Origin of the sequence: Stenotrophomonas ginsengisoli, from assembly GCF_001431485.1 — a bacterium.
GTDB classification, from domain to species: Bacteria; Pseudomonadota; Gammaproteobacteria; order Xanthomonadales; family Xanthomonadaceae; genus Stenotrophomonas; species Stenotrophomonas ginsengisoli.
Genome location: NZ_LDJM01000027.1, coordinates 41359 through 67916, shown reverse-complemented (window position 1 = coordinate 67916; position 26558 = coordinate 41359). Strand labels below are relative to the sequence as shown.

Genomic DNA, 26558 nt, shown 5'->3' with positions numbered 1-26558 from the left:
AGGGGTGGCACTGCTCAAAGCCCTTGCCCCGGCTCCCCGGCCGGGGCAACGGCAGCATCCAGACAGACGGAGGGAGGATTCAGCCGTCTGGATGTGTTGCCGCGACCTGCAATCAGATCGCGTAGTACAGCTGGTATTCCAGCGGGTGGGTGGCGGCGCGGAAGGAGGTCACTTCCTTCATCTTCAAGGCGATGTAGCCATCGATGAAGTCATCGCTCATCACGCCACCGGCCTTGAGGAACTCGCGGTCCTTGTCCAGTGCTTCCAGGGCCTGGTCCAGCGAGGAGCAGACCTGCGGGATCAGCTTCTCTTCTTCCGGCGGCAGGTCGTACAGATCCTTGTCGCTCGGTGCGCCCGGGTCGATCTGGTTCTTGATGCCGTCCAGGCCGGCCATCATCAGCGCGGTGAAGGTCAGGTAGCCGGACTGGGTCGGATCGGGGAAACGCATTTCGATGCGACGGGCCTTCGGGTTGGCCACGAACGGGATGCGGCAGGAGGCCGAACGGTTGGAGGCCGAGTAGGCCAGCATCACCGGGGCTTCGAAGCCCGGGACCAGACGCTTGTAGGAGTTGGTGCCGGCGTTGGCGAAGGCGTTGATCGCCTTGGCGTGCTTGAAGATGCCACCGATGTACCACAGGGCCATCTGGCTCAGGCCACCGTAGCCGTCACCGGAGAACAGGTTCTTGCCGTCCTTTGCCAGCGACTGGTGCACGTGCATGCCGCTGCCGTTGTCACCGACGATCGGCTTGGGCATGAAGGTGGCGGTCTTGCCGTTGCGGTGGGCCACGTTCTTGACCACGTGCTTCAGGCGCAGCAGCTCGTCGGCCTTCTTGACCAGGGTGTTGAACTTGGCACCGATCTCGCACTGGCCGGCATTGGCCACTTCGTGGTGGTGCACTTCCACTTCGATACCGACAGCGGCCAGGGTCTTGCACATTTCGGCACGGATGTCGTGCAGCGAATCGGTCGGCGGCACCGGGAAGTAGCCACCCTTCACGGTCGGACGGTAGCCGGAGTTGGCGCCGCCCATCTTGTCGCCGGTGCCCCAGGCGGCTTCTTCGGAGTTGATCTTGAAGAAGGTGTTGCCCATCTCGTTGGCAAAACGCACCGAGTCGAAGATGAAAAATTCCGGTTCCGGGCCGAAGAAGGCCAGGTCAGCCACGCCGGAGGACTTGAGGAAGGCTTCGGCGCGCTTGGCGATGCCACGCGGGCAGCGGTTGTACGGCTGCATGGTGGCCGGGTCGAGGATGTCGCAGGTGATCACCAGGGTCGGATCGGCGTAGAACGGATCGACATAGGCCGACTCGGTGTCCGGCATCAGCACCATGTCCGATTCGTTGATGCCCTTCCAGCCGGCGATCGAGCTGCCGTCGAACATCTTGCCTTCCTCGAACAGGCTCGGCTCGATGATCGAGACCGGGAAGGTGACGTGCTGTTCCACACCGCGCATGTCCACAAAGCGCAGATCGACGAACTCGATCTGGTTTTCCTTGATCAGCTTCTCAACGTTTTCAACGGACATCGCGACAACCTCGGTGGGGTGAATTTGTCGTAAACAAAAGCAGGTTCCGTGCCAACTTTTCAAAACCACTCAACATATTGATTCAAAAGGAAAGTCACAAATTCGCACGGATCGTTGCACCACAACAGTGCACCAAAAAAGTGCGTCCTTGCTGCGCCGCACCGCACAGGTGCAAACTGAACGGACTCCCGCACTCCTGGCGTTCGCCCCACCCTCCATGTCCGACCTGCTCAGCGCCCTGCTCCTTGGCATCATCGAAGGCCTCACCGAATTCCTGCCGGTGTCTTCCACCGGCCACCTGTTGATCGCCCAGCATTGGCTGGGCAGCCGCTCGGACTTCTTCAACATCGTCATCCAGGCCGGCGCGATCGTTTCTGTCGCCCTGGTCATGCGCCAGAAACTGTGGTCGCTGGCCACCGGCCTGCACCAGGCCGACAACCGCGACTACGTGCTCAAGCTGGGCACCGCCTTTGCCGTCACCGCCCTGGTCGGGCTGCCGGTGCGGCTGCTCGGCTGGGAGCTGCCCGAGACGGTCACCCCGGTCGCCATCGCCCTGATTGTCGGCGGGCTGTGGATGCTGGCCGCCGAAAAGCGCGCCAGCCTGCTGCCGGACCGTGCCACGGTGACCTGGACGGTGGCCGTGGGTGTGGGCCTGGCCCAGGTGGTGGCCGGGGTGTTCCCGGGCACCTCACGCTCGGCCGCGGCCATCTTCCTGGCCATGTTCCTGGGCCTGAGCCGGCGCTCGGCGGCGGCCGAGTTCGTGTTCCTGGTCGGCATCCCGACCATGTTTGCCGCCAGTGCCTACGCCCTGCTGGAAATGGCCACTGAAGGCGGCCTGGGCCAGGAGGCCTGGGACCAGGTGGCACTGGCCTTCCTGGCCTCGACCCTGACCGGTTTTGTCGTGGTCAAATGGCTGCTGGGCTACATCAAGAAGCACAGCTTCAACGGCTTTGCCTGGTACCGCATTGCGCTGGGCATCGGCCTGTTGCTGTTGCTGCCTGCCGGCAGCTGATCACCGCCGTTGCCGGCCATCCACCCAACGCTTGCTCACCCACGCTGGAGGTTGTCATGTTGCGCGCTGCCTTGTTGCCCTTGCCCCTGGGCCTGTTGATCGCCTGCTCGGCGCCCACCCCGCCGGATACCGGCAGCCAGCCGGCCGCCACCACGCAAGCCACGGCGGCCATCGCCGACCCGGCACAGCCGACGGGCCTGAGCATCGATGCCAGCCATCTGGGCAACAACCACTGGCTGCTGACCTCGGCGGCCACCGCCGGCAACCAACCGATAGACGTGTTGTTTCCGAACGAGGAAACACCGCTGCAGCTGGACTTCAACGACGGCCGGCTGAGCATTTCCGGCGGCTGCAACCGGCATTCGGGCAGTTACCAGATCCAGGGGGAAACGCTCAGCGTTGGCAGCCTGGCCTCCACCCGCCGCGCCTGCGCCGCGCCGCTGATGGACGCCGACCGCGCCATCGCCGCACAGCTGGCCGCACCGCTGCAGATCAAGGCCATCGACAGCGGCCAACTGCTGCTGGTCAGCGCCAGCGGCGACACCTTGAGCTTCCGTAGCGAGCCCACCGCACAGACCCGCTTCGGCAGCGCCGGGCAGACCGTGTTCTGGGAAGTGGCCGCACAGACCGTGGCCTGCCCGCAGCAGCCCACCCGACAATGCCTGCAGGTGCGCCCGGTGCATTACGACGACAAGGGCATCAAGCAGGGCGAGCCGGGGCCGTTCAGTGCGTTTTCCGGCACCATCGAAGGCTATGAACACCAGCCGGGCACGCGCAACATCCTGCGCCTGAAGCAGTACACCCTGTCCGCCGCCGATGCCGACGGCAACACCCATGCCCAGGTGCTGGACATGGTGGTGGAAAGCGGCAACGGCTGACGCAAGCCCAGGCACTGCCCCGGTCCGCCACGGCCCGGGGTGTCAGGCAAACGCCACCTGACTGGCTGAATACGCGTTAGCGCTTTCTTCAGACATCCAGCACAGCGCTGCCGTTAGGGTGGTGGTCCTTTTTTCGCAATGGATCGCCACCATGCTGCGTGCCGCCCTGACCCTCGCCCTGCCGCTGGCCCTGCTCACTGCCTGTGCATCGACCACACCCGGCAGCACCGACAACAACGGCAGCAGCAACGACAGCTCGGCCATTGCCCTGAATGCCTATCACTGGCAGCTGAGCGCGGCCACCGACAAGGCCGGCCAGCCGATCACCGCCCTGCAGGCCACTGCCGGGCAGAAGCCGGTGCAGCTGGATTTCGGTGACCGGATCAGCGCCTATGCCGGCTGCAATCACCTGTCCGGCGGCTACACGGTCAACGGCACCAGCCTGAGCATCGGCAACATGATCAGCACCATGATCGGCTGCCCGCAGGAACTGGCCCTGCGTGACCAGGTGCTGGGCGCGGCACTGGAAAAGCCGCTGACCATCCGTACCCGTACCAGCCAGCAGCTGGTGCTGGTCACCGCCAACGGTGACGTGCTGGACTTCAAGGGGGTACCGACCGCCGAGACCCGCTACGGTGGCCCCGGCCAGACCGTGTTCCTGGAAGTGGGGCCGGAGCTGAAGCCCTGCACCCACGGCGTGATGGCCAATGCGCAGTGCCTGCAGGTGCGCCCGGTCCACTACGACGAGCACAGCATCAAGCAGCCCAGCAGCGAGGCCTTCAGTCACTTCTACGGCCAGATCGAGGGTTACCAGCACGAGGCCGGCGTGCGCAACGTGCTGCGGGTCAAGCGCTATGACATCGCCAACCCGCCGGCCGATGCCCCGTCCCAGGCCTATGTGCTGGACATGGTGGTGGAAAGCGAAAACACCCGCCCCTGAGTACAGCGGCCAATAAAAAAACCGCCGGTCTGCACCGGCGGTTTTTTTTGCCCCGCTTACAGCGCCGGGTTGAGGCTGTAGGTGGCGTGGATGGCCGCCTCGGCCAGCACATGCCCCTGCATGGCCGCATGCACCTGGGCGGCGGTGAAGTCACCCTCCACCGGCAGGCGTGCCACATCCAGCGCGAACAGGCGGAAGAAATAGCGGTGCAGGCGCGCGTCGTTGGCCGGCGGCCAGGCACCGTCATAACCACGGTAGGTACCGGCCATCTGTGCGTGCCCGGCAAACCAACCGGTGTAGTCGTTGATGCCCTGGCGTGCACCGGCCGGGCCGGCCGGTGCCTGCTTGCCACCGACCACAAAACCATCGGAGCAGGCCCCTTCGGCGATCTGGCGGACATCGGCGGCGATGTCCACCATCACCCAGTGGCTGAAATCACAGCGCGGCTGCTCCTGCGGGATGGTGACGCCTTCGGCACCGACCATTTCCGCCACCGTGGGTACATCCGGATCCACACACAGCAGCACGAAGGAAGCCGTACCTGCGGGCACCTGTTCCCAACCCAGCTGCGGGTTGCGGTTGGCGGAAAAACCATCGGCCTTGCCGGCAGCCAGGGCTACCGGCAGCGGCTGGCCATTGTCGAAACTGGTACTGGTCAGTCGCATCACTGCACTCCTGTGATCAATTTTCGGGATAGCCCAGACGCACCGCGACCGGGGTCAGGTTGTTGAAGGCGGCACCCAGCACATCGCGGTACTGGCGCCAGTGGCCGGCCGGCAGACGCGCCGGCGGCAGCTGATTGACCACCGGGAAGGCCGTGCCAAAGACCTGGCCCAGCAACTGGGCCATGGCCTGCGGATTGTTCTCCACTCCGTCGATGCGCATCAGTGCCACCGGATACAGCGACTGGTCGTGCAGGTTGGCCAGCTGTTCCAGGCTGCGCTGCAGCCAGCCGGTGGCTTCGGTGATGGTGTTCAGCGCGAACGGATAGGAACCACCGAAGGCCAACCATTCCAGCAGCATGTCGCGCGGGTCACGCAGCACGGCCAGCAGACGGCCCTGCGGCAGGTGCTGGCGCAGCGACCAGAGCAGGCCGTTGTCCCACCACAGCAGGCAATCGATGATGTTGCCGTTGGCAATGCCACGGCCCGGCAGGGCGTCGCGCCACTGCTGCACCAGTGCTTCGGCCGACAGCTCGCCGCTGGCCAGCTGGGCCAGGGTGTCAAAGCGCTGGAACGGATCATTGGGCGGGGTTGCGCCGAAACGATCGGTGCGCACCACCGGGCTGGCGGCACCGAGCACGCTGAGCACCCGCTCCACGCCGGAGCCGGGCAGGCCGGTCACAAACAGCGGGCGGTCATGGGTGTCTTCGCCGATCTCGGCCATCTCCGGCCAGTTCATCGGGCTCTTGGCCTGCGGCGGCAGCGCCAGGCGCTCGCCGGCTTCTGCCTGGCGGATATCCAGCCAGGTGGCCACGGCATCGGCCGGACGCTGGGCCCCGTCCTGGACCACGCCCAACCAGGTGCGCAGGTTCGGGCGGGCGGCCTCGTCGGCGCGCTCGATCATCGCCTGCACATGGGCAACGGCAGCATCGGCCTCGTTGCGCTCGAGCAGGGCACCGACCACGCGCTGCTCGCCACTGACCCGGCCCGGTTCCAGTTCGATGATGCGGCGGGCCACAGCCTCGGCCTGCTCGGGCTGGGACAGCATGTCATGCAGGCGCATGCGCACTTCCCAGGCCGGCACGTGTTCGGGCATGGCCTCGACCCAGCGCTGGGCCACAGCCGCAGCCGCTTCACTGCCGACCTGCTCCACCGCCAGGCGGGCCAGCCACAGGCCGTGGTCCTGGGCATGGGTTTCCAGCAACTGGTCCAGCACCTGGCGGGCCTGGTCATCGGCGCCGAGCTGCTGCCAGGCCATCAGTGCCACCTGCAGCACGCGGCGGTCGATCTCGCCCTCCTGCAGGCTGGCCACGGCGTGTTCAAGCGCGGCCTGCGGCTGACCGGCCTGCAGCTGGATCATCGCGGCCAGGCGGCGTACCCCGGCGGTGTTGCCCTTGCCGGTGGCCAGCATCTGCTCGAGCATCTTTGCCGCGTTGTCGGCATGGCCCTGGCGCAGGCACAGGTCAGCCACCAGCGCCATCATCGGCAGGCTGTCCGGCTGGACGGCAATGAGCTTGCGGAAGGTCTGCTCGGCAAAGGCCAGGTGGTCCTTGGCCAGGAAGGCAAAGCCCAGGCCGTAGAGGATGCGCGGATCGTCCGGCAACTGTGCGGCGGCCTGGTTGAGCAGGGCCAGGGCCTTGTCGGCCTCGCCCTGCTGCAGGGCGATCATGCCGTCGATGGCCAGCAGCTGCGGGTGTTCCGGGGCCAGGCGCGAGGCCACCCGGCTCAGGCTCTGGGCGCGCTCGAAATCACGCTGGGCCAGGGCCATGTGGGCCTGGATCAGGTAGCCGTCCAGCTGGTTGGGGTCCAGCTCGGTGGTACGCGCCAGTGCTTCACTGGCTGCCTCGAACTGGCGGCCGGTCAGCAACAGGGTGGCGCGCTGCAGGTGCAGGCCGGCATCTTCCGGCTGCAGGGCCAGGGCCTGGTCCAGTGCGGCCAGCGCGGCATCGATGTCACCGCGCTGACGCAGCGCGGTGGCCAGCCAGCCCAGCGGCGCGGCCTGGCCCGGGGATTGTTCAACCCACTGCTGTGCCAGGGCGAGGGCTTCGTCGTTGGCGTTGCGCTGGAAGGCCTGGAGGATCTGTTCTTGCATGGCGTTCAGGAATCAGTGGGCAATTGTCCATTGTAGCCACCCTGGCCCTCCTGCTTGGCCGCTGATCCGCTTCAATCCGGCTTTTGTTGCAAGCGCTCGCAGACCCAGCGCTCGGCCCAGCCATCCCCGTGCAGGTTCTCGATGAAGCCGCAGTGGCCACCCCAGGGGCTGACCAGCAACTGCGAATGCGCCGGCAATGCCCAGTCACGGAAGCTGTGCAGCGGGATCACCGGATCATCGGCGGCCATCAGCACCGAGACCGGCACCTGCAGCCCGGCCATGCGCGTGCCGGCAATGGAATAGGCATCGAAGTAATCCTCGACCCGTTCAAAACCGGCATAGCGGGTGGCCAGCCAGGCGGTCAGGCTGCGCAGGTCCTGGCCCAGCACCTGTTCGTCACAGGCGGCCATCAGCTCCGGAAACAGGGCGCGCTTGCGCCGCAGCGAGCCGGTCCACTTGCGGTGGAAGTAACGCGCATACAGGGCGCTGCCGCGTTCGAGCTGGTCCATGGTGCGGGCCGGGTCCAGCACCGGGCACACCGCCGCCACCCGTTGCAGGGCAATGCCGGCCTGCGGCGCGGCGCGGGCCAGACGCAAGGCAAAATTGCCGCCCAGGGAAAAACCGGCGGCCGACAAGGGCAGGTGCGGGTAACGCCGGGCGATATCGGCGGTGGCATTGACCACTTCATCCAGCCGCGCCGAATGGAACAGGCCGGGATTGAGGTGCAGGGTGTCGCCGTGGTCGCGGAAATTCAGCCGCACCACCGCAAACCCGGCTTCCAGCAGCCTTGCACTGGTCATGCGCATGTAGCCGGACTGGGCACTGCCCTCCCAGCCGTGCAGCAATACCACAAGGGCCTGCGGGGTGCGCCCGGGCAGCTGGCTGTACCAGCCCTGCAGACGGACCCCGTTGCCACCATCAAGCAGCAGCTCGTGATTGTCCGCCCCCAGCTGCTGCAACAGGCCGGCACCGCGGCGCTGGCGCAGGCGGCTGGAGGACAGCAACGACTGCAGGTGGCCGTTGCGCAGCCAGGTGGGCGGGCGGTAAGCCGGTTGCAGCATGGCTCAGGCCGCGGCCATTGCCTGCACTACCCGCTGGCGTGCCAGTTCGGCAATCTGCCGGCGTCCTTCCAGCTGACCGGGTGCGATCGGCTCGAGGAAGTGCACTTCGGCCCGCCGCGCCGGCTCACCGAGCAGACGCAGGAAATTGGGCACGAAACCTTCGCGCTCGCCGAAGGCCACGACACTCTGCGCCCGGCCCTGTTCGCCGTAACGGATGGCCACCGGCTGCACCGGCACCCCGGCCTCCACCGCACAGGTGAAGATGCGCGCGTGGAACGGGCCGACCTCGTGGCCGTTGCGGGTACGCCCTTCCGGGAACACCGCCACCGGCCGCTGCTGGCGCAGGCGGGCGCTCATCTCGTCCATCACCCCGCCCAGCGACTGGGTATCACCACGCTGGTGGAAAATGGTCTGCCCGCGTGCGGCCAGCCAGCCGACCAGGGGCCAGCCGGCAATTTCCGCCTTGGCCACAAAACCGACCATGTGCTGGCTGTGGATCATCTGGATATCCATCCAGCTGACGTGGTTGGCCACCAGCAATACCCCGCCGGGCAAGGGCGAACCCAGCGCCCGCACGCGCAAGCCGAATACCCGCAACAACCCGGCCGACCACAGCCGCACCAGCTGGTGTTCCAGCGGGCGTGAGCCGACCTGCCAGTTGCGCCACGGCGGCAACATGGCCAGCAATACCAGGGGCAGCCCCAGCAACAGATGCGCCAGCAACCACGGAGTGCGGTAAAGATAACGAAAGGTACGCGCCATCCGGGGGGCGGCGACAGGGCGAGGATTCATCCGGCCACGATACCGGATCGGCCAGAGTGTGCGCCAGCAACCCCTTGTTCAAACAGGGGCGGTTGAGTAAAACAGTGCGATTGCATCCAGATGCGGGGGGAGCTGCGATGGAACTGCTGGACACCGGGCTGGAAAACAACCCGGAAGCAATAACCATTGCCGCCGAGCAGGCCGATCAGGGCATCGTGCTGCTGGATGCCCAGTTGCGTGTGCGCTGGCTCAACCGTACTGCCGAACGGCTGTGTGGATGGCGCCGCCGCCATGCCATCGGAAAATCACTGGCCGAACTGGTTCCAGAAACCCTTTCCCGGCGTTTCATACCGCGTGGCAAACACGGACGCAGCCGCCTGGATGCCATGCTGCGTCATCCCGGCGATATCCAGCTGCAGCGTGCCGACGGCAGCCGCGTCTGGGTCAGCCTGTCGCTGCACAAAATTCCCGGCACATCGCTGCGCGCGGTGTATCTGACCGATATCCAGATCCAGCGCAATGCCGAGGCACGCAGCAACCTGCTGTCCATCGGGTTTGACCAGGTCAACGCGGCGATCCTGATTACCGACGCACAGGCGCGCATTCTGCACGCCAACCGCGGCCTGCGCCATCTGCTCGGCTACAGCGACAACCAGCTGGTGGGCCAGTCGTTGCCCGCGCTGGTGGCCGACAACGCCCAGCCCGGGCGCAGCACCGAGCAATTGTTCGAACCCTTGCTGGCCGGCCAGCCGGTGCGCAGCGAGGTTTACCTGACCCATCACAGCAGCAGCGGGGTGTGGTGCGAGATCAACGCCAACCCGGTGTTTGACGAGAACAACCAGCTCAGCCACCTGGTGGTGGTGATGACCGACATCAGCGAAGCGCGCGTGCATGCGATGTTGCTCAACCGCATCCTGGAGGCGATGGCCCGCGAGGTTCCCACCAACGAGGTGATGCAGCTGCTGTGCACCGAACTGGAGCGCGTCGCCCCGGACATCCTGGCCTCGGTGATCCGCATCGACAACGAAGGGCGGATGCGGCCACTGGCCGGCCCCAGCCTGCCGCCTGCCTACATCGCCCTGATGGAAGGGGTGCCGATCGGCCCGGCCTGCGGCTGTTGCGGCACCGCGGCCTGGAGCGGCAAACCGGTGATCAGCAGCAACATCGCCACCGACCCGAACTGGGAAGGCATCGCCGAGCACGCCCTGCGCCACGGTCTGGCCGCCTGCTGGTCCACCCCGGTGGAGGCCAGCGATGGCCGCATCCTGGGCACCTTCGGCTGTTATTACCGCAAGGCGCGCGAGCCCGAAGCGCGCCATCTGCGCCTGATCCAGACCTGCGTGCACCTGTGCGCGGTGGCCCTGGAGCGCGACCTGTCGCGCCAGCGCATCCACCACCTGGCCTACCACGACAACCTGACCGGCCTGCCCAACCGCAGCCAGCTCATTGCCCGTGCCGGCCAGGCACTGGCCGCGGCCGAACATGACGACCATGGCATGGCGGTGATGTCGCTGGACATCGAGCGCTTCAAGCAGATCAACGAGGTCATGGGCCAGGGCAACGGCGACAACCTGCTGCGCGAGATTGCCCAGCGCATCCAGTCGGTGCTGGGCGCGGCCGATATTGCCGGGCGCCTGTCCGGCGACGAGTTCGCCCTGGTCATCGCCCACTGCGATGCCGAACACGCACGCAGCATCAGCCAGACCCTGCTGGACCGTCTGCAGGCCCCGCTGACCCTGGGCCAGACCGAACTGCGCCTGCGCGCCGCCGTCGGCATCAGCCTGTTCCCGGACAACGCCAAGACCATCCCCTCCCTGATGCAGCAGGCCGACCTGGCACGGATGCAGAGCAAACTGCCCGGCGCCACCCAGGCACGCTTCTACAGCGAGGCCATGGACCACGCCATGCAGCAACGGCGGGCACTGGAGATCCACCTGCGCCAGGCCCTGCCGGACAACAGCCTGCAGCTGCATTACCAGCCACAGGTGAACCTGCATGATGGCCAGCTGCACAGCGTGGAGGCACTGGCCCGCTGGGATCACCCCGAACTGGGCAGCATCAGCCCGGACTGCTTCATCCCGCTGGCCGAGGAATGCGGGGTCATCGGTGAGCTGGGCATGTGGGTGATCAACCAGGCCTGCAGCGACCTGCGCCAGTGGCGCGAGCAGGGCCTGAACGTGCCGGCGGTGTCGGTCAACCTGTCACCGACCGACTTCCGTGACCCGGCCCTGCCGACCCGGGTCAAGCAACGCATCGATACCCACGGCCTGCAGGCCGCCGACCTGGTGCTGGAAATCACCGAGGCGGTGCTGCTGGACCGCCACCCGGATACCCTGCGCACCCTGCGTACCTTGGCCCAGCTCGGCGTACGCCTGTCACTGGATGATTTCGGCACCGGCTATTCCAGCTTCAACTACCTGCGCGAGCTGCCGGTATCGGAAATCAAACTGGACCAGAGCTTTGTGGCCGACATGGACAACGACCCGGTCGCCGAAGCCCTGGCCGAGGCGGTGTGCCGGATCGGTGCGGCACTGCAGCTGGCGGTGGTCGCCGAAGGCGTCACCACCACCGCGCAGATCGACAAACTGCGCCAGTTCGGTTTCACCGCCGCCCAGGGCTTCCACTACGCCTGCGCCCTGCAGGCCCAGGCCCTGGCGGTATGGCTCAAGCAGCGCCGGCTGGCCCAGTCGATATTGAGTGCCTGAGCGCTCAGCGCTGCTGGATCGGCACCACGGCCAGGGTCAGGCGCGACACACAGACACGCTTGCCGGCGGCATTGCGGATGCTGATTTCCCAGACCTGGGTGCTGCGTCCCACATGCACGGCGGTGGCGCGGCCGGTCACCACCCCGCTGCGCTCGCCGCGCAGGTGGTTGGCATTGATCTCCAGGCCCACGCACATCCAGCTGGCCGGATCCACGCACAGGTTGCCGGCGGTGCTGCCCAGGGTCTCGGCCAGCACCACCGAGGCGCCGCCGTGGAGCAGGCCATACGGCTGATGGGTACGCGCATCCACCGGCATGGTCGCTTCCAGCCAGTCCTCACCGGCGGCGGTGAACTCGATCCCGAGATGGGAAATCAGGCTGTCGTGGCTGAGCGCATTGACTGCGGCCAGATCCACCGGTGCCAGGAAAACACTCGCCATCGTCAACAACTCCCGTCAAAAGCGTCGAAAACCAATCAAAGAATCGGCACCAGGCCGGCGCCGAAGGCGGTCAGCATGCGTACCAGCACCCACTTGCCACCGAGGTTGACCTCGGGGAAATCACCCAGCGCGCGGTAGCAGTCGTAAAAGCCCGGATCACGGCTGGACAGCGGCTGCGCGCACTGCGCCGAGGGCTGGTATTCAAACACGGTGGCATAGCGCCAGGGCCACACATCCAGCACCGGCAGGGCTTCGGATGCCTTGCCGACGCTGTAGTTGAGCTGGCCCAGCACCGGCATGCGCTGGCGCGGCGCCACCACCCAGGAGTTTTCCGGCTGCATGTCGTGCTCGATGCTGCGCGCCAGGGCCTGGGCAAAGGCCTCGTCGGCAATCACCACCATCGCCTCGGTGTTGTAGTTCTCGCTGCGCGGGTCGAAGTTGTGGGTACCGATCACACCGATGCGGCGGTCGATCACCAGTGACTTGGCATGCAGGCCCATGCGCACACCGTCGCGGGTAACCGGCAGCGGGCGGTTGGTGGCGCCGGAGCCCAGGAACGAGGGCCGGGTTTCGGTACGCAGCACATCACGCTCGATCTCGCTGCCGCCGGGCTGACGCCGGCGCAGGTCACCGCGGGCATTGGGGGTGCTCGATTGCGGCGCCAGCACCCAACCGGGCAGGGTATCGGACAGCGCGCCCGGCTCCTGGTTCACCGGGGCCACCGGCGGATCGAGCGGGAAGGGTTTGTACTCGTGGATTTCCATCCCCAGCTCGCGCATGTTGCGGCGCTTGTACTTGTAGGACAGCGCATACACGATCGGGTTGTCGGTGGCGGCCAGGCTGTTGGTGGACACCCGCACGCGCACCTTCTGCTCGCGCTGGCGCAGCTGGCCGAACAGTTCGCGGGCCGCGTCGGACATGACCAGGTACGGGGTCTGCAGCAGCACATCCTGGCGGGCATTGCTGATCAGCCGGTCCAGGCGGAAGCTGGCGTGCTGCTCATCCACTGCGGCTTGGTGCTTGTCCGGCAGGTCGGCCACGTAATGGACCTGCCCCACCTCCAGCGCGGTATCGACAAAGCGCGCCTGCACCCAGGCCGGGTCATCGGCCAGGCGCTGTGCCCGTGCCACCCGCTCCGGGTTGCGTCCGGGCAGCGGCGGCAACGACGGCACCCCCTCACGCAGCAGCAGGCGGCCGACATCATTGAGCTTTTCCACCGCCACCGCGCGCGGCGCCGCCCAGTAGGCGTCGAAGTTGGCGGCCATTTCGCGCACCTCCGGCCCGCTGATGATGACGTCACGATCGCGGAAGTTGTACTCCGTATCCCAGTCGTAATAATCATCCTGGTAATTGCGGCCGCCGACCACGCCAACCGCGTGGTCAATCACCAGCAGCTTGTTGTGCATGCGCTGGTTGAAGCGGCGGAAGCAGCAGATCACGCTGGCCGCATAGTCCAGGTAATTGGGATCGGCCTTGCCGAAGGTCGGGTTGTAGACCCGCAGCTGCAGGTTCTGGTGGGCACCGGCCAGGGCACCCAGGGTCTGCAGGTCGGTGATCGCCGAGAGCTGGTCGATCAGCACGCGCACCTTGACCCCGCGCCGGGCCGCGGCCAGCAGCTCGTCCAGTACCAGCCGGGCACTGTCGTCGGTATCGAAGATGTAGGTCTGCAGGTCGATGGAGCGGGTGGCGCTGCGCAGCAGGTTGACGCGCGCCACCAGCGAGGCCTCGCCCTCGTCCAGGATGGTGGCGTAGTGCACCGGCCGGTCCGGCTGCGAGCGCACGAAGGCCTGCCCGGCCAGCGCCCGCAGCGGTGAATCAAGGGCGCAGTTGTCCTCGCGCTGGCATTCGCGCAGATCCGAACGGGCCTGCAGCGCAATGCCCGCAGCACGTTCGCGCTCCAGTTGCGACAACGAGCTGCAGCCGGTGCCCAGCAGCAGCACCGCCAGTGCCAGTACGCGCAGGACGCTGGTCACGACGGGTCGGCGCCATCAAGGCGGATCTGCAAGAGGAAAGTCACCCGATCACCCACAACCAACTGCCAGCCATCCATTCCATAGGCGGTGCGCGAAACCGTTCCGCGCCCGGAAACCGGGCAATCATAGCCGGGCGCCCCGCATTCAGCTGAATCGACGTGCATCTGGATTGCCCCGGTATGCCCGCGCAGGGTCAGTTCACCGGCCACCGAGCCGCCCTGCCGGGACAGCCCGGCGGCATGCGGCTGGGAGCGGAACACGATCTGCGGATGATGGGCCACGTCGAAGAAATCCTCGCCCAGCAGCCAGCGGGTGTAGCGCGAGGGCCCGTCCATCTGCGCGTGGCGGGCATCGATGTCCAGCACCACCTGCTGACGCCCGTCCGGCAGGTTCAGCAGTTGCCCGCTGAATACCGGGAAGCGCCCACTCAGGCGCTGCCCGTAACGGGTGCGGATCTCGAACCCGATGACACTGCGCTCGGTATCAATGGCAACCGGCGCGGCGCTGGCCCATGCCATCGGCGACAGCGCCAACAGGCACAGCCAGCGCCAGTTGCGCATGCCTCACGGCCACCAGAACTGGGTCAGGGTGGCCACCCCGGGCTCCAGCGCAGCCCCGGCCGGCACCGACAATACCGCGATACCGGCCGGCGGCATGCCGCGGTATTCGCCGGTGCGGCCGCTGTGCAGCAGGGCCACCAGCTGTTCCAGGCCCGGGTTGTGGCCGACCAGCATCAGCCGCTCGACCTCCCCGTGCTGCTCGACCAGGTTGATCAGGCTGCCCGGCATGGCTTCGTAGATGCGCTCTTCCAGCCGCTGTTCGACATAGCCGGTCTGGCCCAGCACCGCTTCCAGGGTCTCGCGGGTGCGCCGTGCCGGTGAGCAGATCACCCGGTCCGGCAACAGGTGGTTGTCACGCAACCAGCGCCCGGCCGCCTCGGCCTCGGCCTGGCCCACCGCCGACAGCGGACGGTCCATATCGGCCTGGCCGGTAGCCGCGGCTTCGGCATGGGCGTGACGCAGCAAAATCAGTTCCAGCATGGTGTTGCCTCCAGGGCGCCGTCAGGCGCGTTCAACCCAATCCAGCAGTGGCTGCCAGTCCGCCTGGTGCTCACGCACGGCGGCATTGTTGTAATCAAACAGGCTGCGCCCGTGGCTGGTCATCAGCACATAGCCCTGGCTGTCACGCAGCTGCGCCAGCACCGGATAAGGCCACTGCGCGAGCAGGCCGATGGCGGCCTGGCTGGTCTGGGTCCAGGGCTTGGTCCGGTTCAGCACCAGACCGACCGGCAGCGAGCCATTGCGTACACGCTCGTCCTCGGCCAGGGAATCCAGAAAGCCGATGATCGCCTCGATATCCAGCACCGACGGCAGCACCGGCACCACCACCGCATCGGCAGCGGCCAGAAACGGCGCCAGGTCCTCGGCATAGGCGCCGGCCGGGGCATCGATGACCACGGTATCGGTGCCATCGGGAATCAGGCCTTCCCAGGTTTTCTTGCGGTAGACATTGACCGGCAGCACCGCACTGTCCAGCTCGACCCGGCGCTGGGCCCAGCGGCTGGCCGAACCTTGCGGGTCGGCATCGGCAATCACCGTGTTGCGGCCCTGCAGGGCACTGTATGCGGCCAAATGGGTCGACACCGTGGTCTTGCCCACGCCGCCCTTGGAACCGGCCACCAGGATCGTCTTCATCCGTCTTCCTCACATGGCAACCAGCCGAGCCTACACCGTCGCGCGTTGCCGGCGGTAGAGCGGCGCGCCGATTGCCGGCTCTGCTATCGTGCCGGTTTGATTGCCGTTGCCGCTGGCCATGAGTGAATTGCAGGACCTGTCGGCACTGATCCGTGCCAATACCCCGCTGATCGTGATCCAGAGCGCCGACGAGGCGCAGGTGGTGGACCTGTTCCGGCAGAGCCTGATGCAGGTCTGGCGGGCCCTGCACCGCTGGTCCATCACCGAGGGCCTGCGCCGCCTGGACATCGACCGCGAGGACGAGGCCGAGGGGCCGACCGACCCCAGCTCGGTGCTGCGCCACATCCATGGCGCCGACCAGCGCGGGGTCTACCTGCTGCTGGATTTCCACCCCTACCTGGGCTATGCCAGCCACCAGCGCCTGCTGCGCGACATCCTGCTGCGCCGCCACTGCCAGCCACACGTGGTGGTGCTGGTCGGCACCAAGGTCGAGCTGCCGGCGGACCTGGAAGCGATGGCCACCCGCTTCAACCCGCGCCTGCCCGATGCCGCCGCCCTGCTGCGCATGCTGCGCGAGGAAGTGGCCAGCTACGCCCGTGAACACGGCGGCCGCCGGGTCGAGGTGGATACCGAGGCGGCCAAGGCGATCCTGCGCAACCTGCAGGGCCTGAGCCTGGGCGATGCCCGGCGCATCGCGCGCCAGCTGATCCATGCCGATGGCGCCCTGGCTGCCAATGACCTGCCGCAGCTGGCGCGGCTGAAGTTCGAACTGCTCAACCGTTCCGGCCATCTGCACTACGAGTTTGATACCGCCCGCTTTGCCGAGGTGGCCGGGGCCAACCGGCTCAAGCGCTGGATCAACCAGCGCCGGCTGCCCTTCATCGGTGGCAATGCCCCGCCCGGGCTGGACCCGCCCAAGGGCATGCTGCTGCTCGGTGTGCAGGGCTGCGGCAAGTCCCTGCTGGCCAAGGCCACGGCGGCCGGCTTCGGTGTGCCCCTGCTGCGGCTGGATTTCGGCACCCTGTACAACAAGTACCACGGTGAAACCGAGTCCAACCTGCGCGATGCGCTGGCCTCGGCCGAGCAGCTGGCACCGTGCGTGCTGTGGATCGATGAAATCGAGAAGGGCCTGGCCAGTGGCGGTGAGGATGGCGGCGTCTCACGCCGGGTCCTGGGCTACCTGCTGACCTGGATGGCCGAGCGCAAGGCGCCGGTGTTCATCGTGGCCACTGCCAACGCCGTGCACGAGCTGCCACCGGAACTGCTGCGCAAGGGCCGCTTTGACGAGATCTTCTTTGTCGACCTGCCCGGCGCCGATACCCGGGTCGAGCTGCTGCAGCTGCACCTGTCAAAGCGCGGCCTGGATGCCGAACAGTTCCAGCTGCCGGCCCTGGCCGCGGCCAGTGACGGCTTTTCCGGCGCCGAGATCGAGCAGGCCGTAGTCTCCGGCCTGTATGCCGCCTTTGCCGAAGCCAAACCGCTGGATACGCAACTGCTGATGGACGAGATCCGCGCCACCCGGCCGCTGTCGGTACTGATGGCAGAACAGGTACAGGCCCTGCGCGCATGGGCCCTGCCCCGCACCGTGCCGGCCGATTGAACCCGCACCGGAGCATCCGGCGCTGCCGGACAACACCCGGTCGCGCCCGGGTGCGCTCCCACAACATCCCCTAACCGCCCCGGCCTGCCCCCGTGGGAGTGGCCCAGGCCGCGATATACCGCCGCCCCGACACAAGCACATCGCGCCCGGGTGCGCCCCCCCCTAACCGCCCAGGCCTGCCCTGTGGGAGTGACCCAGGCCGCGACGCCGTACCCGGGGAACGTCAGTAGCCGGTCGGTTGGCCGGGCTGCCAGTGTGGCGGCGGGCTCAGCGGCAATCCGCGCTGGCGCAGCAGCCAGGTGATGGCTCCGCGCTCGCCCAGGCGTGCCACCTGCTGCGCATAACCCGGCTCGGCGTCCTGCCGCGGCGCGGCCAGCGCCGCTTGCCAGTACAACTGCCGCAGCTGCTGCCGCCACAGGGCCGCCTCGGCCGGGGACAGCGCCTGACGCAGCAATAGCGCCATGCCAACGCCGGCACTGGCATGGGTCGGGCTGTCGGCCATCCGCAGGAGCAACTGACGGCACTGCCGCACCCGCTCGGTCACCCGCGTGGTCGCCGGGCAACGCTGCCTGATCGTGTCCACGTCAGACATCCCCATCGCCGAGATGATGGCAAACGCCTCTACGGTGCGCAGCAGGTCGTTGGCCGGGCTGGTGGCCAGCGGCGCTGTGACCGCCATCAGCACCTCCAACTGGGACTCGAACGCATCGACGTAATACGGTGCCTGCACCGCTGCCACCCAGGCCGCCTCCTGCGCATCCGGCGCACTCAGGCGCAAGCGCAACAACTGCAGGTAAGCATCGTCCCGGGCCAGGGCGGCGGTCGCCACCAGCACCTGTTCCCGCGGGCAATCCGGCCACCGCGCGCAGGCGGCCAAGGCCTGGGAGGCCAGCGCCGGTTCGGCTGCATCACCGGCCAGCAGCAGCGCCACCAATTGCGCGTTACGCGCATCGTCGGGGAGCCCGTCCTGCAGCATCAGGGCCGCCAGCCGCTCCCGCGTCGAGCCAGCCGCCAGCAACGGCAGCAGACGCTGCTTGCTGGCCTGGTACGAAGCGATCTGGTCTGGACTCGGCAGGGAAGCCGGTGCCGACGACGGTGACACGGTGGCGGGTGCTACCGATGTCCTCCCAGCAGTTGCGGCGTTGTTGAGGCGGGCCACCCGCTCGGCGGTGCTCCCTGCTTGGTCTGTACCTGCCGATGGGGAACGCCCGCCGGTGCAGGCCGCCATTCCCAGCACAAGCAAGACTGCGGCAACTACATCCACCCCATATCGCATCCGTCATCCATCCGTGCATGAGCAGCTGCCGACGATGGCACAGGCGCCCGCAGGCTGTCTACGTCAGCCCAGTTGCTGCAGCAGCCACACCCAGGCCGGCAGGGTGAGCAGCGAAAACACGATGCCGTAGGCCACCAGGGCAGCAGCCAGGCGCGGGGCCAGGCCCTGCATCATCGCCAGCGCGGCGGCGGTGATCATGGTCGGCATCGCCGATTCCAGTACGTTGACCTGCAGCGCGGTGCCGTCCAGGCCGAACAGCAGACCCAGTGGCAGGGCCAACGCCGGCAGCAGCACCAGCTTGAGCAGCAGGCCATAGCCCAGGGCCGGCAACTCGGCCCGCGGCAGACGCAGCTGGATGCTCAGGCCCACGGCAAGCATCACCAGCGGCAGCATGGCATCGGCCAGGGTCTTCAGGGCGGCGCCAATCCAGTGCGGCGGCTGCGCCGGCATCAGGGTCAGGGCAAACAGCAGGGCCCACACCGGCGGGAAGCGCAGCACCCGCGCCAGCATGTCGTGCACGCCGGGGCGGCTGTCGCCGCCATGGCTGGCCAGCACATACAGGCCGAAGGTGGACAGCAGCACGAAGGTGCCGAACTGGTCGTACACCACCGCATACGGCAGGGCCGGCTCGCCCAGCAGCGCGCGCACCATCGGGTAGCCGATGAAGCTGGTGTTGCCCAACGCCACGCACAACAGCAGCACCCCGCGCTGGTCACGTGTCATCGGCAACACCCTGCTGCCCAGGCCCACCAGGGCCACGCTGGCCAGCATCAGCAACCAGGGGGTCAGGGCCAGCCCGAGCAGGGGCAGGCTGAACTGCAGGCGCGGCACATACAGCAGCACCGCGGCCGGCAGGCACAGGTACAACACCACCTTGTTGAGGGTTTCGGCCGCGTTGCCGGCGAACACCTGCAGACGCGCGAACAGCATGCCCAGACCGAGCAGCAGCAACATCAGGGCAAACGCATCAACAGCCATCGTGGCAGGCACCGTGCAACGTGCGAGGGTCGCCCCTCAGGAGCCGGCCAGTGTGCGCCGCACACGCAGCCGGCTCAAGGCCGCAGGGCTCAGGGCCAGGCCGGCGGTGCGGCCACCCAGGCCTGCTGGATCTTGGCCAGGGCCTGACGCTCGGCCGGTGTCCAGGTCGGCAGCAGGCGCTCGAAATTGGCCGGGTCCGACCACAGCTGTGGCTCGGTGCGTACTGCCGCAGCAAACCACTTCACGGCCTCGGCACGGTCACCTTCGGCATCGCTGAGCAGGGCCAGGGTCGGCGGCGCCCAGGAAGGGTCACCACGTACGTTGTCGAGCGCTTCCACCCACAACTGGCGTGCCCGCGCATGGTCGCCCTGGCGGAAGGCAAACCAGCCCATGTTCCAGCGCACGCTGCGGCCCTGCGCCGCATTGGGCGCACTGGATTGCAGTGCATCCTTGTACAGCGACTCGGCCAGCTCGATGCGGTTGTCGCTGGCCGCGATATCGGCCAGCTGCACGGTGGCCTCGATCACCCGCCGGCCGCGGTTGCGCTGGCGGGCCAGCTGGTCCACCACATCCGGCAGTGCGGGATCCACCGCCTGCATCGGCGCGGCGGCCGGGTCGGTATCGAAGTAGAACTCACGGATCTGCGGCAGGGCCTGGGCCGAAGCCGTGCAGGACACCCCCAGCAACAGGCTGACCAGCAACCCGGCAGCGTATTTTTCAATGCGCATCACTATTCCCCTGTGACCTCAAACACCTCCCCCAACGCTGGATCGTAACCCTTCATCTGCCCTTCATGCGAGCGGGGGGAACCAATCTGCGACCGACATCTCCCTGAATACGCGACCGCAGTCGCGCACAATCCGGGCCTGAAGCACATTGCACTGCCCCGGGTTGAGCCTACGCACAGGGTTCAATCCCCGGCCGGCATCAGCGCCGGGGGGCCAGCAGCGGGCCGAGACGGTCGCTGCTGCCGGGGATACGGCGCAGCTGCGGGTAACGCAGGCCGTCGCGGTACTCGATGCGCAGTTGCTGCACGGTCTGGTCCTGGCGCACCAGCAGCTGGATCGGGACCCCGGCCTTGGCATCGGTCACCGCCTGGCGCAGGCGGCTGCCGCTGTAGACCAGGCTGTTGACCGCCAGCACCTGCATGTCACGCGCCAGCCCGGCGGCAAAGGCCGGGCTTTCCCAGCCGACCCAGCGCACCGTGCCATCGGATGACAGCTTCAAGCCCAGCGAGAACTGCAGGTCGGTGCTGCCATCGGCCTGGGCATCGGCCACCAGCACATTGGGCTGCTCGCTCCAGGCCAGCTCCCAGCCCAGCCGGGCCAGACCATCCGGGACGCTGCCGCTGCGGTCGCCCAGACGCTGGTCGATGAAGCCCTGCCAGTCGCCGGACACCTGGGCCTGCAGGGTGCGCGCCACCTGTTCCGGTTCGAACAACTGCACCTGCCCGGGCACGCTGCCCTGGTGGAAGGCGGCAGTGAAATTATCCAGGCCCTGGGCACCGGCCGAGCGCTGCTGCAGCTCGGCCTGGATGGCCAGCCAGAACAGGATGCCCTCGTCGTAGAAATCAAAGCCGCGCTGCCAGTCCGCCCAGGCCTGCGGCTTGTCGTTGAAGTCGGCAATGCCCTGGTACTGGGTATCGGCCAGGTCACGCCACCGGCGCCCGGCCTGGGTGCTGAACTGGGCCTGCAGCTGGGCCAGGCGGGCCATCACCTGCTCGTGGTTCCACAACCCGGAACGGGCCGCCAGCACCAGCGCCCAGTACTGGGTCAGGCCTTCGTAGACCCACAGCCCACGGTTGTCCATCGGCCCGTTGTAATGGGCCACCCAGCTGCCGGCCGGACGCCAGGCCTTGCCGATCCAGGCATGCACGTACTCGTGCGCCAGCAGGTCGTTGTCGGCCACCGGCGGCTCCCCCTGCAGGTAGCCCTCGTGCATGCCGTTCTCGCTGGACTGCGCATGCTCCAGGCCGATGCCGGTGAAGGTGTCCGACAGCGCCAGCAGGAAATCGTAGTGCGCATACGGGCGATGGCCGAACAGCACATCGGCCTCGGCCACCAGCGCCTTGTGTGCGGCCAGCACCGGCGCACTGGGCTCGAGCTGGCCGGCCTGTTCGGCCACCGCATGCAGCAGCACCGGCTGCGCCTTGCCCGCATCCAGTGGCAGGGCGCGGTAATGGCGGCCGGCATAGACCGGTGAATCGATCAGGGTCATCAGGTCCACCGGGCGGTAGGCCAGGCAATCGCCCTGGCGCTGCCCGCGCAACGAGCTGCCCGCCTGCCAGGCCGCCGGCAGGCACAAGGTGGCATCCACCTGCAGCTGGCGGGTATCGATCCCGGCCGGGTAGAACAGCACGCGGTGCCACTGGATGGACAGCAGGTTGCGGGTCATCGCCACCCGGCCCTGGTCGGTGGCCGTGGGCGAAAGGTAATCAAAGGACAGCTGCAGCTGGCTCACCCCGGCCGGAATCTCGACCTGGATGGCGTACATGTTGTGCGGGTCGCGCTGCCAGGCCAGCGGCTTGCCGTTGCCCTGCAGGCGCAGGCCGGCGATCTGGTTGATCGGCCCGGTCGGGGCGTGGTGGCCGGGTATCCATTGCGGATACCACAGGGTCAGCGTGCCCGGCTGCACCGGCAGGGTCTGCTGCACCCGCTGCAGGCGCCGCTGCACGTCGCTGGCATCCACCCGCAACTGCATGCTGCCGGGCCAACCCGGCCCGGGCGCCGGCACCTGGGCCTGTGCCGCTACCGCCGCCATCGTGGCAACTGCCACCCCCACCCGTGCCAGCCAAGTCCCCTGCCTTGCCATCGACCACCTCCGTGAAGATGTGCCGATGCTAGCGCGTTGTCAGCTGCCTGCGCCGCGCTGCCAGACCAGCAGCTCGTTGTTGGCCGGCAGCTGATGGCTGTGCACACGCTGCAGGCCATGGGCAGCGGCCTGCGCATCAATGGCCTCACGGTCACGGATGCCCGAGGCCGCATCGCGCGCCTTCAGCCAGGCATCGAAGTCACGGTTGCTGTCACTGGTGAACCGGCCATCGCGTTTGAACGGGCCGTAGGCCGCAAATACCCCGCCTTGCGGCAGCAATGCGGCCACACCATCGAGCAAGGCACATACCGCCTCCCAACCCATGATGTGCAGGGTATTGGCGGTGAACACTGCATCGAACAGGCCTGCCGCCAATGCCGGTTGCAGGCCATGTCCGGGCACAGCCTGCAAGGCGATCGGTGGTGGCGTGTTGGGCAAGGCTGCCTCGTCCAGCCACAGGCGCATGCCCGGCAGATGATCGGCATGGTCACTGCATTGCCAGACCAGCTGCGGCATGGCCGCGGCGAAATGCACCGCATGCTGGCCGGTACCACTGCCGATCTCCAGCACCTGGCGGCGGCCGGCCAACAAGGGCTGCAGCACGGCCAGGATCGGATCGCGGTTGCGCTGGCAGGATTGCGCGAAAGGTTTGGTGTCCATGCGCACAGTCTGCCAGTGCGCACATGACCATGGTCACTTGTCGGCATACCCCTCCGCTGTGGAAAGTCGGTGATTCACACCGCGCCGGAGTCGTTACAGATGCAACGTCGTCAGTTCCTCACCGCCGCTGGCCTGGGCCTGACCGCACTGGCGATCAGCCCGGCCCATGTCGCCGCCGCGCAGCGTTTGCTGCAGCCGGTAGACACCGCACGCCGCCGCCAGCTGGCCGATGTTGCCCTGCAGGCCGCGCGCGAGAGCAAGGCCAGTTACTGCGATGTGCGCATCGGCCGCTACCTCAACCAGGCGCTGATGACCCGCGAGCACAAGGTGCAGGACATCGTCCACGGTGAGTCGGCCGGTATCGGCATCCGCGTCATCGTCGATGGGGCCTGGGGCTTTGCCGCCACCGCCGACCAGCGCAGCGATGCGGTGGCCGCCGCGGTGCGCCAGGCCGCGGCGATTGCACGGGCCAATGCACGCCTGCGCCAGGCGCCGGTGCAGCTGGCACCGACCCCGGCCCTGGGCGAGGTGAGCTGGGCCACCTCACTGCAACGCAATGCGATGGCGGTGCCGCTGGAAGAAAAGCTGGCCCTGCTGATGGAGCTCAACAGCGCGGCGTTGGGCGCCGGCGCCAGCTTCATCAACTCGCAGCTGTTTGTGATCAACGAACAGAAGTATTTCGCCTCCAGCGATGGTTCCTATGTGGACCAGGACGTGCACCGCATCTGGCTGCCCTTCACCGTGACTGCGGTGGACAAGGAAAGCGGCAAGTTCCGCACCCGTGCCGGCCTGTCCGCACCGATGGGCATGGGCTGGGAATACCTGACCGGCCAGGCCGGTGACGAGATCGTGCTGCCCGGCGGCGTGCTGGCCTATGACCGCCGCTACAACCCGGTGCAGGATGCGGTTGCGGCAGCGCGGCAGGCGCAGGAAAAGCTGCGCGCCCCGTCGGTGAAGCCGGGCAAGTACGACCTGGTGATCGACCCCTCCAACCTGTTTTTGACCATCCACGAAAACGTCGGCCATCCGCTGGAGCTGGACCGCGTGCTCGGCTACGAGGCCAACTACGCCGGCACCAGCTTTGCCACCCTGGACAAGCGCGATGCCGGCTTCCAGTGGGGCAGCGACATCGTCAACTTCTTCGCCGACCGCACCGTCAGCGGCTCGCTCGGTGCAGTGGGATATGACGACGAGGGCGTGCAGACCAAGCGTTGGGACCTGGTGCGCGATGGCAAGCTGGTCAACTACATGGCCACCCGCGACGAGGTGCACATCCTCGGCGAAAACGCCTCGCACGGCTGCAGCTATGCCGATTCGTGGAAGAGCGTGCAGTTCCAGCGCATGGCCAATGTCTCCCTGGCCGCCGGCAAGGCCGAGCTGACCCCGGCCCAGCTGATTTCCAGAGTCGAAAACGGCCTGTACTTCCATGGCCGTGGTTCGTATTCGATTGACCAGCAGCGCTACAACGCCCAGTTCGGCGCGCAGCTGGTGTACCAGATCAAGAACGGTGAAATCACCGGCCTGGTCGAGGATGCGGCCTACCAGATCCGCACCCCGGAGTTCTGGAATGCCTGCTCGGCGATCTGCGACCAGCGCGATTTCCGCCTCGGCGGTTCGTTCTTCGACGGCAAGGGCCAGCCTTCGCAGGTCTCGGCGGTGTCCCATGGTTCGGCCACCGCCCGCTTTGACGGCATGGCGGTGATCAACACCGCGCGCAACCTGGGATAAGCAGACCAACCGTGTCGAAAGTCATTTGACGCGGGTTTCACCGCATCGCAAGAATCGACGGTCAACGTGCGCGCCACGTTGCTGCCATCCCCGCCCGTAGTTTCCTTCGAGTTGGAGAGCCGCCTTGCAACGACGTGATTTCCTTGCCCTGTCCGGGCTGACTGCCGGTGGCCTGGTGCTGCCGGCCTACTTCGGCAAGGCGATTGCCGCCGAGCAACTGATCGAACAGATCGACCCGGCGCTGAAGAAGCGTCTGGCCGATGTCGCCCTGCAGGCCGCCACCAGTGCCGGTGCCAGCTACTGCGACGTGCGTATCGGCCGCTACCTGCGCCAGTTCATCGTCACCCGCGAGGACAAGGTGCAGAACGTGGTCAACGGTGAATCCACCGGCGTGGGCATCCGCGTGATCGTCAACGGCGCCTGGGGCTTTGCCGCCACCAACCAGCTCAATGCCGATGGCGTGGCCAAGGCCGCCCAGCAGGCGGCGGCCATTGCCCGTGCCAACGCGAAGATCCAGACCGAGCCGGTGCGCCTGGCCGCCGCCCCGGGCGTGGGCGAAGTGCGCTGGGCCACCCCGATCAAGACCAATGCCATGGCCGTGCCGGTCAAGGACAAGGTCGAGCTGCTGCTCAGCGTCAACGCCGCGGCCATCGCCGCCGGTGCCAGCTTCGTCAACTCGCAGGTGTTTGCGATCAACGAGCAGAAGTACTTCGCCTCCACCGACGGCTCCTACATCGACCAGGACGTGCACCGCATCTGGGCACCGATGACGATCACCGCGATCAACAAGGAAACCGGCAAGTTCCGCACCCGTGGCGGGCTGTCCTCGCCGATGGGCCTGGGCTGGGAATACCTGGACGGCAATGCCGCCGGCAAGACCGTGCTGCCCACCGGCGACACCGTCTATGGCAACTCCTACGACATGGTCGAGGACGCCATTGCCGCCGCCCGCCATGCCCAGGCCAAGCTGCGTGCACCCTCGGTCAAGCCGGGCAAGTACGACCTGGTGCTGGACCCCTCGCACACCTGGCTGACCATCCACGAAGCGGTCGGCCACCCGCTGGAGCTGGACCGTGTGCTCGGCTACGAGGCCAACTACGCCGGCACCAGCTTTGCCACCCTGGACAAGCGCGAGCAGCGTTTCCAGTACGGCAGCGACAAGGTCACCATGTTTGCCGACAAGACCCAGCCCGGCTCGCTCGGTGCGGTGGCCTACGACGATGAAGGCGTGGCCACCAAGCGCTGGGACCTGATCACCGACGGCAAGCTGGTGGACTACCAGACCATCCGCGACCAGGCCCACATCCTGGGCAAGACCGAATCGGACGGCTGCTGCTATGCCGACTCGTGGTCCTCGGTGCAGTTCCAGCGCATGGCCAACGTTTCCATGGCCCCGGGCAAGAGCCCGCTGAGCGTGGCCGATCTGGTCAAGGACGTGGAAAACGGCATCTACATCATCGGCGATGGTTCGTTCTCCATCGACCAGCAGCGCTACAACGCCCAGTTCGGCGGCCAGCTGTTCTACGAGATCAAGGACGGCAAGGTCACCGGCATGCTCGAGGACGTGGCCTACCAGATCCGCACCCCGGAATTCTGGAACGCCTGCAGCGCCGTGGCCGACGAGCGCGACTACCGCCTGGGCGGTTCGTTCTTCGACGGCAAGGGCCAGCCGGGCCAGGTCTCGGCGGTCTCGCACGGTTCGTCCACGGCCCGCTTCAACGGCATCAACGTCATCAACACTGCCCGCAGCCTCGGCTGATCGGCC

The 26558-nt window shown here is 67.2% G+C and carries 22 protein-coding genes; 7 read left to right on the top strand and 15 right to left on the bottom strand.

Going from position 1 to position 26558, the window contains the following annotated elements; translation table 11 throughout:
* Window positions 1–112: 112 nt before the first annotated feature.
* On the bottom strand, window positions 113–1522 hold the full coding sequence (glnA, locus tag ABB30_RS11255) for a type I glutamate--ammonia ligase (protein WP_057638406.1): 1410 nt from the start codon (window positions 1520–1522) through the stop codon (window positions 113–115).
* Window positions 1523–1739: 217 nt separating this feature from the next.
* On the opposite strand from glnA, the gene ABB30_RS11250 reads away from it, so the two are divergent.
* The 3 genes from ABB30_RS11250 to ABB30_RS11240 all read left to right on the top strand — a co-directional run bounded on the left by ABB30_RS11250 (window position 1740) and on the right by ABB30_RS11240 (window position 4352).
* Entirely contained in the window at window positions 1740–2534 is a 795-nt protein-coding gene (locus ABB30_RS11250; protein ID WP_057638405.1) for an undecaprenyl-diphosphate phosphatase, read from the top strand.
* 56 nt (window positions 2535–2590) lie between these two features.
* Window positions 2591–3412, top strand: coding sequence for an META and DUF4377 domain-containing protein (locus ABB30_RS11245; protein ID WP_057638404.1), 822 nt, complete (start codon window positions 2591–2593; stop codon window positions 3410–3412).
* 151 nt (window positions 3413–3563) lie between these two features.
* Window positions 3564–4352, top strand: coding sequence for an META and DUF4377 domain-containing protein (locus tag ABB30_RS11240; RefSeq protein WP_057638415.1), 789 nt, complete (start codon window positions 3564–3566; stop codon window positions 4350–4352).
* Window positions 4353–4408: 56 nt separating this feature from the next.
* Here the strand turns inward: ABB30_RS11240 and ABB30_RS11235 are convergent, their stop codons facing one another.
* The 4 genes from ABB30_RS11235 to ABB30_RS11220 form a co-directional block, all read right to left on the bottom strand.
* Window positions 4409–5017, bottom strand: coding sequence for a YbhB/YbcL family Raf kinase inhibitor-like protein (locus ABB30_RS11235; RefSeq protein ID WP_057638403.1), 609 nt, complete (start codon window positions 5015–5017; stop codon window positions 4409–4411).
* 16 nt (window positions 5018–5033) lie between these two features.
* Window positions 5034–7106 carry a tetratricopeptide repeat protein gene (locus ABB30_RS11230; RefSeq protein WP_057638402.1) on the bottom strand — a complete coding sequence of 691 codons (2073 nt, stop codon included), beginning with the start codon at window positions 7104–7106 and terminating at the stop codon, window positions 5034–5036.
* A gap of 71 nt (window positions 7107–7177) precedes the next feature.
* Window positions 7178–8167, bottom strand: a complete 990-nt coding sequence (locus ABB30_RS11225; RefSeq protein ID WP_057638401.1) for a YheT family hydrolase — start codon at window positions 8165–8167, stop codon at window positions 7178–7180.
* A 3-nt stretch (window positions 8168–8170) separates the two neighbouring features.
* Complete coding sequence (locus tag ABB30_RS11220) at window positions 8171–8929, bottom strand: lysophospholipid acyltransferase family protein (RefSeq protein ID WP_245626490.1); 759 nt, start codon at window positions 8927–8929, stop codon at window positions 8171–8173.
* Between the two features lie 137 nt (window positions 8930–9066).
* On the opposite strand from ABB30_RS11220, the gene ABB30_RS11215 reads away from it, so the two are divergent.
* Entirely contained in the window at window positions 9067–11634 is a 2568-nt protein-coding gene (locus ABB30_RS11215) for a sensor domain-containing protein (RefSeq protein ID WP_057638399.1), read from the top strand.
* Between the two features lie 4 nt (window positions 11635–11638).
* On the opposite strand, the gene ABB30_RS11210 is transcribed toward ABB30_RS11215, so the two are convergent.
* The 5 genes from ABB30_RS11210 to ABB30_RS11190 are packed head-to-tail and all read right to left on the bottom strand — an operon-like array spanning window position 11639 to window position 15740.
* Window positions 11639–12073 carry a hotdog fold thioesterase gene (locus ABB30_RS11210; RefSeq protein WP_057638398.1) on the bottom strand — a complete coding sequence of 145 codons (435 nt, stop codon included), beginning with the start codon at window positions 12071–12073 and terminating at the stop codon, window positions 11639–11641.
* A 35-nt stretch (window positions 12074–12108) separates the two neighbouring features.
* On the bottom strand, window positions 12109–14046 hold the full coding sequence (locus tag ABB30_RS11205; RefSeq protein ID WP_057638397.1) for a phospholipase D family protein: 1938 nt from the start codon (window positions 14044–14046) through the stop codon (window positions 12109–12111).
* Entirely contained in the window at window positions 14043–14606 is a 564-nt protein-coding gene (locus ABB30_RS11200; protein WP_083489842.1) for a YceI family protein, read from the bottom strand. The genes ABB30_RS11205 and ABB30_RS11200 overlap by 4 nt, the downstream gene beginning before the upstream one ends.
* A gap of 3 nt (window positions 14607–14609) precedes the next feature.
* A complete protein-coding gene (locus ABB30_RS11195) occupies window positions 14610–15086 on the bottom strand; it encodes a SixA phosphatase family protein (protein WP_057638396.1) in 477 nt (158 codons plus the stop codon).
* A gap of 21 nt (window positions 15087–15107) precedes the next feature.
* The gene (locus ABB30_RS11190) at window positions 15108–15740 is read right to left on the bottom strand and encodes a ParA family protein (RefSeq protein WP_057638395.1); all 633 of its coding nucleotides are present in this window, start codon (window positions 15738–15740) and stop codon (window positions 15108–15110) included.
* Window positions 15741–15858: 118 nt separating this feature from the next.
* Here ABB30_RS11190 and ABB30_RS11185 point away from each other — a divergent pair, with 118 nt between their 5' ends.
* On the top strand, window positions 15859–17340 hold the full coding sequence (locus ABB30_RS11185) for an AAA family ATPase (protein WP_057638413.1): 1482 nt from the start codon (window positions 15859–15861) through the stop codon (window positions 17338–17340).
* 223 nt (window positions 17341–17563) lie between these two features.
* Here ABB30_RS11185 and ABB30_RS11180 read toward each other — a convergent pair whose 3' ends face one another.
* The 5 genes from ABB30_RS11180 to ABB30_RS11160 all read right to left on the bottom strand — a co-directional run bounded on the left by ABB30_RS11180 (window position 17564) and on the right by ABB30_RS11160 (window position 23065).
* Window positions 17564–18499, bottom strand: coding sequence for a hypothetical protein (locus ABB30_RS11180; protein WP_152980713.1), 936 nt, complete (start codon window positions 18497–18499; stop codon window positions 17564–17566).
* Window positions 18500–18679: 180 nt separating this feature from the next.
* On the bottom strand, window positions 18680–19594 hold the full coding sequence (locus ABB30_RS11175) for an AEC family transporter (RefSeq protein ID WP_057638393.1): 915 nt from the start codon (window positions 19592–19594) through the stop codon (window positions 18680–18682).
* Window positions 19595–19683: 89 nt separating this feature from the next.
* Window positions 19684–20322, bottom strand: coding sequence for a tetratricopeptide repeat protein (locus ABB30_RS11170; protein ID WP_057638392.1), 639 nt, complete (start codon window positions 20320–20322; stop codon window positions 19684–19686).
* 199 nt (window positions 20323–20521) lie between these two features.
* Window positions 20522–22369 carry a M61 family metallopeptidase gene (locus tag ABB30_RS11165; RefSeq protein ID WP_152980712.1) on the bottom strand — a complete coding sequence of 616 codons (1848 nt, stop codon included), beginning with the start codon at window positions 22367–22369 and terminating at the stop codon, window positions 20522–20524.
* A gap of 75 nt (window positions 22370–22444) precedes the next feature.
* Window positions 22445–23065: a DUF938 domain-containing protein gene (locus tag ABB30_RS11160; protein WP_057638390.1), complete on the bottom strand. Its 621-nt coding sequence runs from the start codon at window positions 23063–23065 to the stop codon at window positions 22445–22447.
* Between the two features lie 99 nt (window positions 23066–23164).
* Between ABB30_RS11160 and ABB30_RS11155 the strand changes: the two genes are divergently transcribed.
* Both ABB30_RS11155 and ABB30_RS11150 read left to right on the top strand, forming a co-directional pair.
* Window positions 23165–24793: a TldD/PmbA family protein gene (locus ABB30_RS11155; RefSeq protein WP_057638389.1), complete on the top strand. Its 1629-nt coding sequence runs from the start codon at window positions 23165–23167 to the stop codon at window positions 24791–24793.
* Between the two features lie 124 nt (window positions 24794–24917).
* The gene (locus tag ABB30_RS11150) at window positions 24918–26552 is read left to right on the top strand and encodes a TldD/PmbA family protein (RefSeq protein ID WP_057638388.1); all 1635 of its coding nucleotides are present in this window, start codon (window positions 24918–24920) and stop codon (window positions 26550–26552) included.
* Window positions 26553–26558 lie beyond the last annotated feature (6 nt).

Coding starts and splice junctions, on each gene's coding strand:
- ABB30_RS11245 (WP_057638404.1), top strand. CDS start 2,591: ATGTTGCGCGCTGCCTTGTTGCCCTTGCCCCTGGGCCTGTTGATCGCC.
- ABB30_RS11185 (WP_057638413.1), top strand. CDS start 15,859: ATGAGTGAATTGCAGGACCTGTCGGCACTGATCCGTGCCAATACCCCG.
- ABB30_RS11170 (WP_057638392.1), bottom strand. CDS start 20,322: ATGCGCATTGAAAAATACGCTGCCGGGTTGCTGGTCAGCCTGTTGCTG.
- ABB30_RS11195 (WP_057638396.1), bottom strand. CDS start 15,086: ATGCTGGAACTGATTTTGCTGCGTCACGCCCATGCCGAAGCCGCGGCT.
- ABB30_RS11250 (WP_057638405.1), top strand. CDS start 1,740: ATGTCCGACCTGCTCAGCGCCCTGCTCCTTGGCATCATCGAAGGCCTC.
- ABB30_RS11215 (WP_057638399.1), top strand. CDS start 9,067: ATGGAACTGCTGGACACCGGGCTGGAAAACAACCCGGAAGCAATAACC.
- glnA (WP_057638406.1), bottom strand. CDS start 1,522: ATGTCCGTTGAAAACGTTGAGAAGCTGATCAAGGAAAACCAGATCGAG.
- ABB30_RS11240 (WP_057638415.1), top strand. CDS start 3,564: ATGCTGCGTGCCGCCCTGACCCTCGCCCTGCCGCTGGCCCTGCTCACT.
- ABB30_RS11225 (WP_057638401.1), bottom strand. CDS start 8,167: ATGCTGCAACCGGCTTACCGCCCGCCCACCTGGCTGCGCAACGGCCAC.
- ABB30_RS11210 (WP_057638398.1), bottom strand. CDS start 12,073: ATGGCGAGTGTTTTCCTGGCACCGGTGGATCTGGCCGCAGTCAATGCG.
- ABB30_RS11235 (WP_057638403.1), bottom strand. CDS start 5,017: ATGCGACTGACCAGTACCAGTTTCGACAATGGCCAGCCGCTGCCGGTA.
- ABB30_RS11220 (WP_245626490.1), bottom strand. CDS start 8,929: ATGGCGCGTACCTTTCGTTATCTTTACCGCACTCCGTGGTTGCTGGCG.
- ABB30_RS11155 (WP_057638389.1), top strand. CDS start 23,165: ATGCAACGTCGTCAGTTCCTCACCGCCGCTGGCCTGGGCCTGACCGCA.
- ABB30_RS11230 (WP_057638402.1), bottom strand. CDS start 7,106: ATGCAAGAACAGATCCTCCAGGCCTTCCAGCGCAACGCCAACGACGAA.
- ABB30_RS11200 (WP_083489842.1), bottom strand. CDS start 14,606: ATGCGCAACTGGCGCTGGCTGTGCCTGTTGGCGCTGTCGCCGATGGCA.
- ABB30_RS11175 (WP_057638393.1), bottom strand. CDS start 19,594: ATGGCTGTTGATGCGTTTGCCCTGATGTTGCTGCTGCTCGGTCTGGGC.
- ABB30_RS11160 (WP_057638390.1), bottom strand. CDS start 23,065: ATGGACACCAAACCTTTCGCGCAATCCTGCCAGCGCAACCGCGATCCG.
- ABB30_RS11190 (WP_057638395.1), bottom strand. CDS start 15,740: ATGAAGACGATCCTGGTGGCCGGTTCCAAGGGCGGCGTGGGCAAGACC.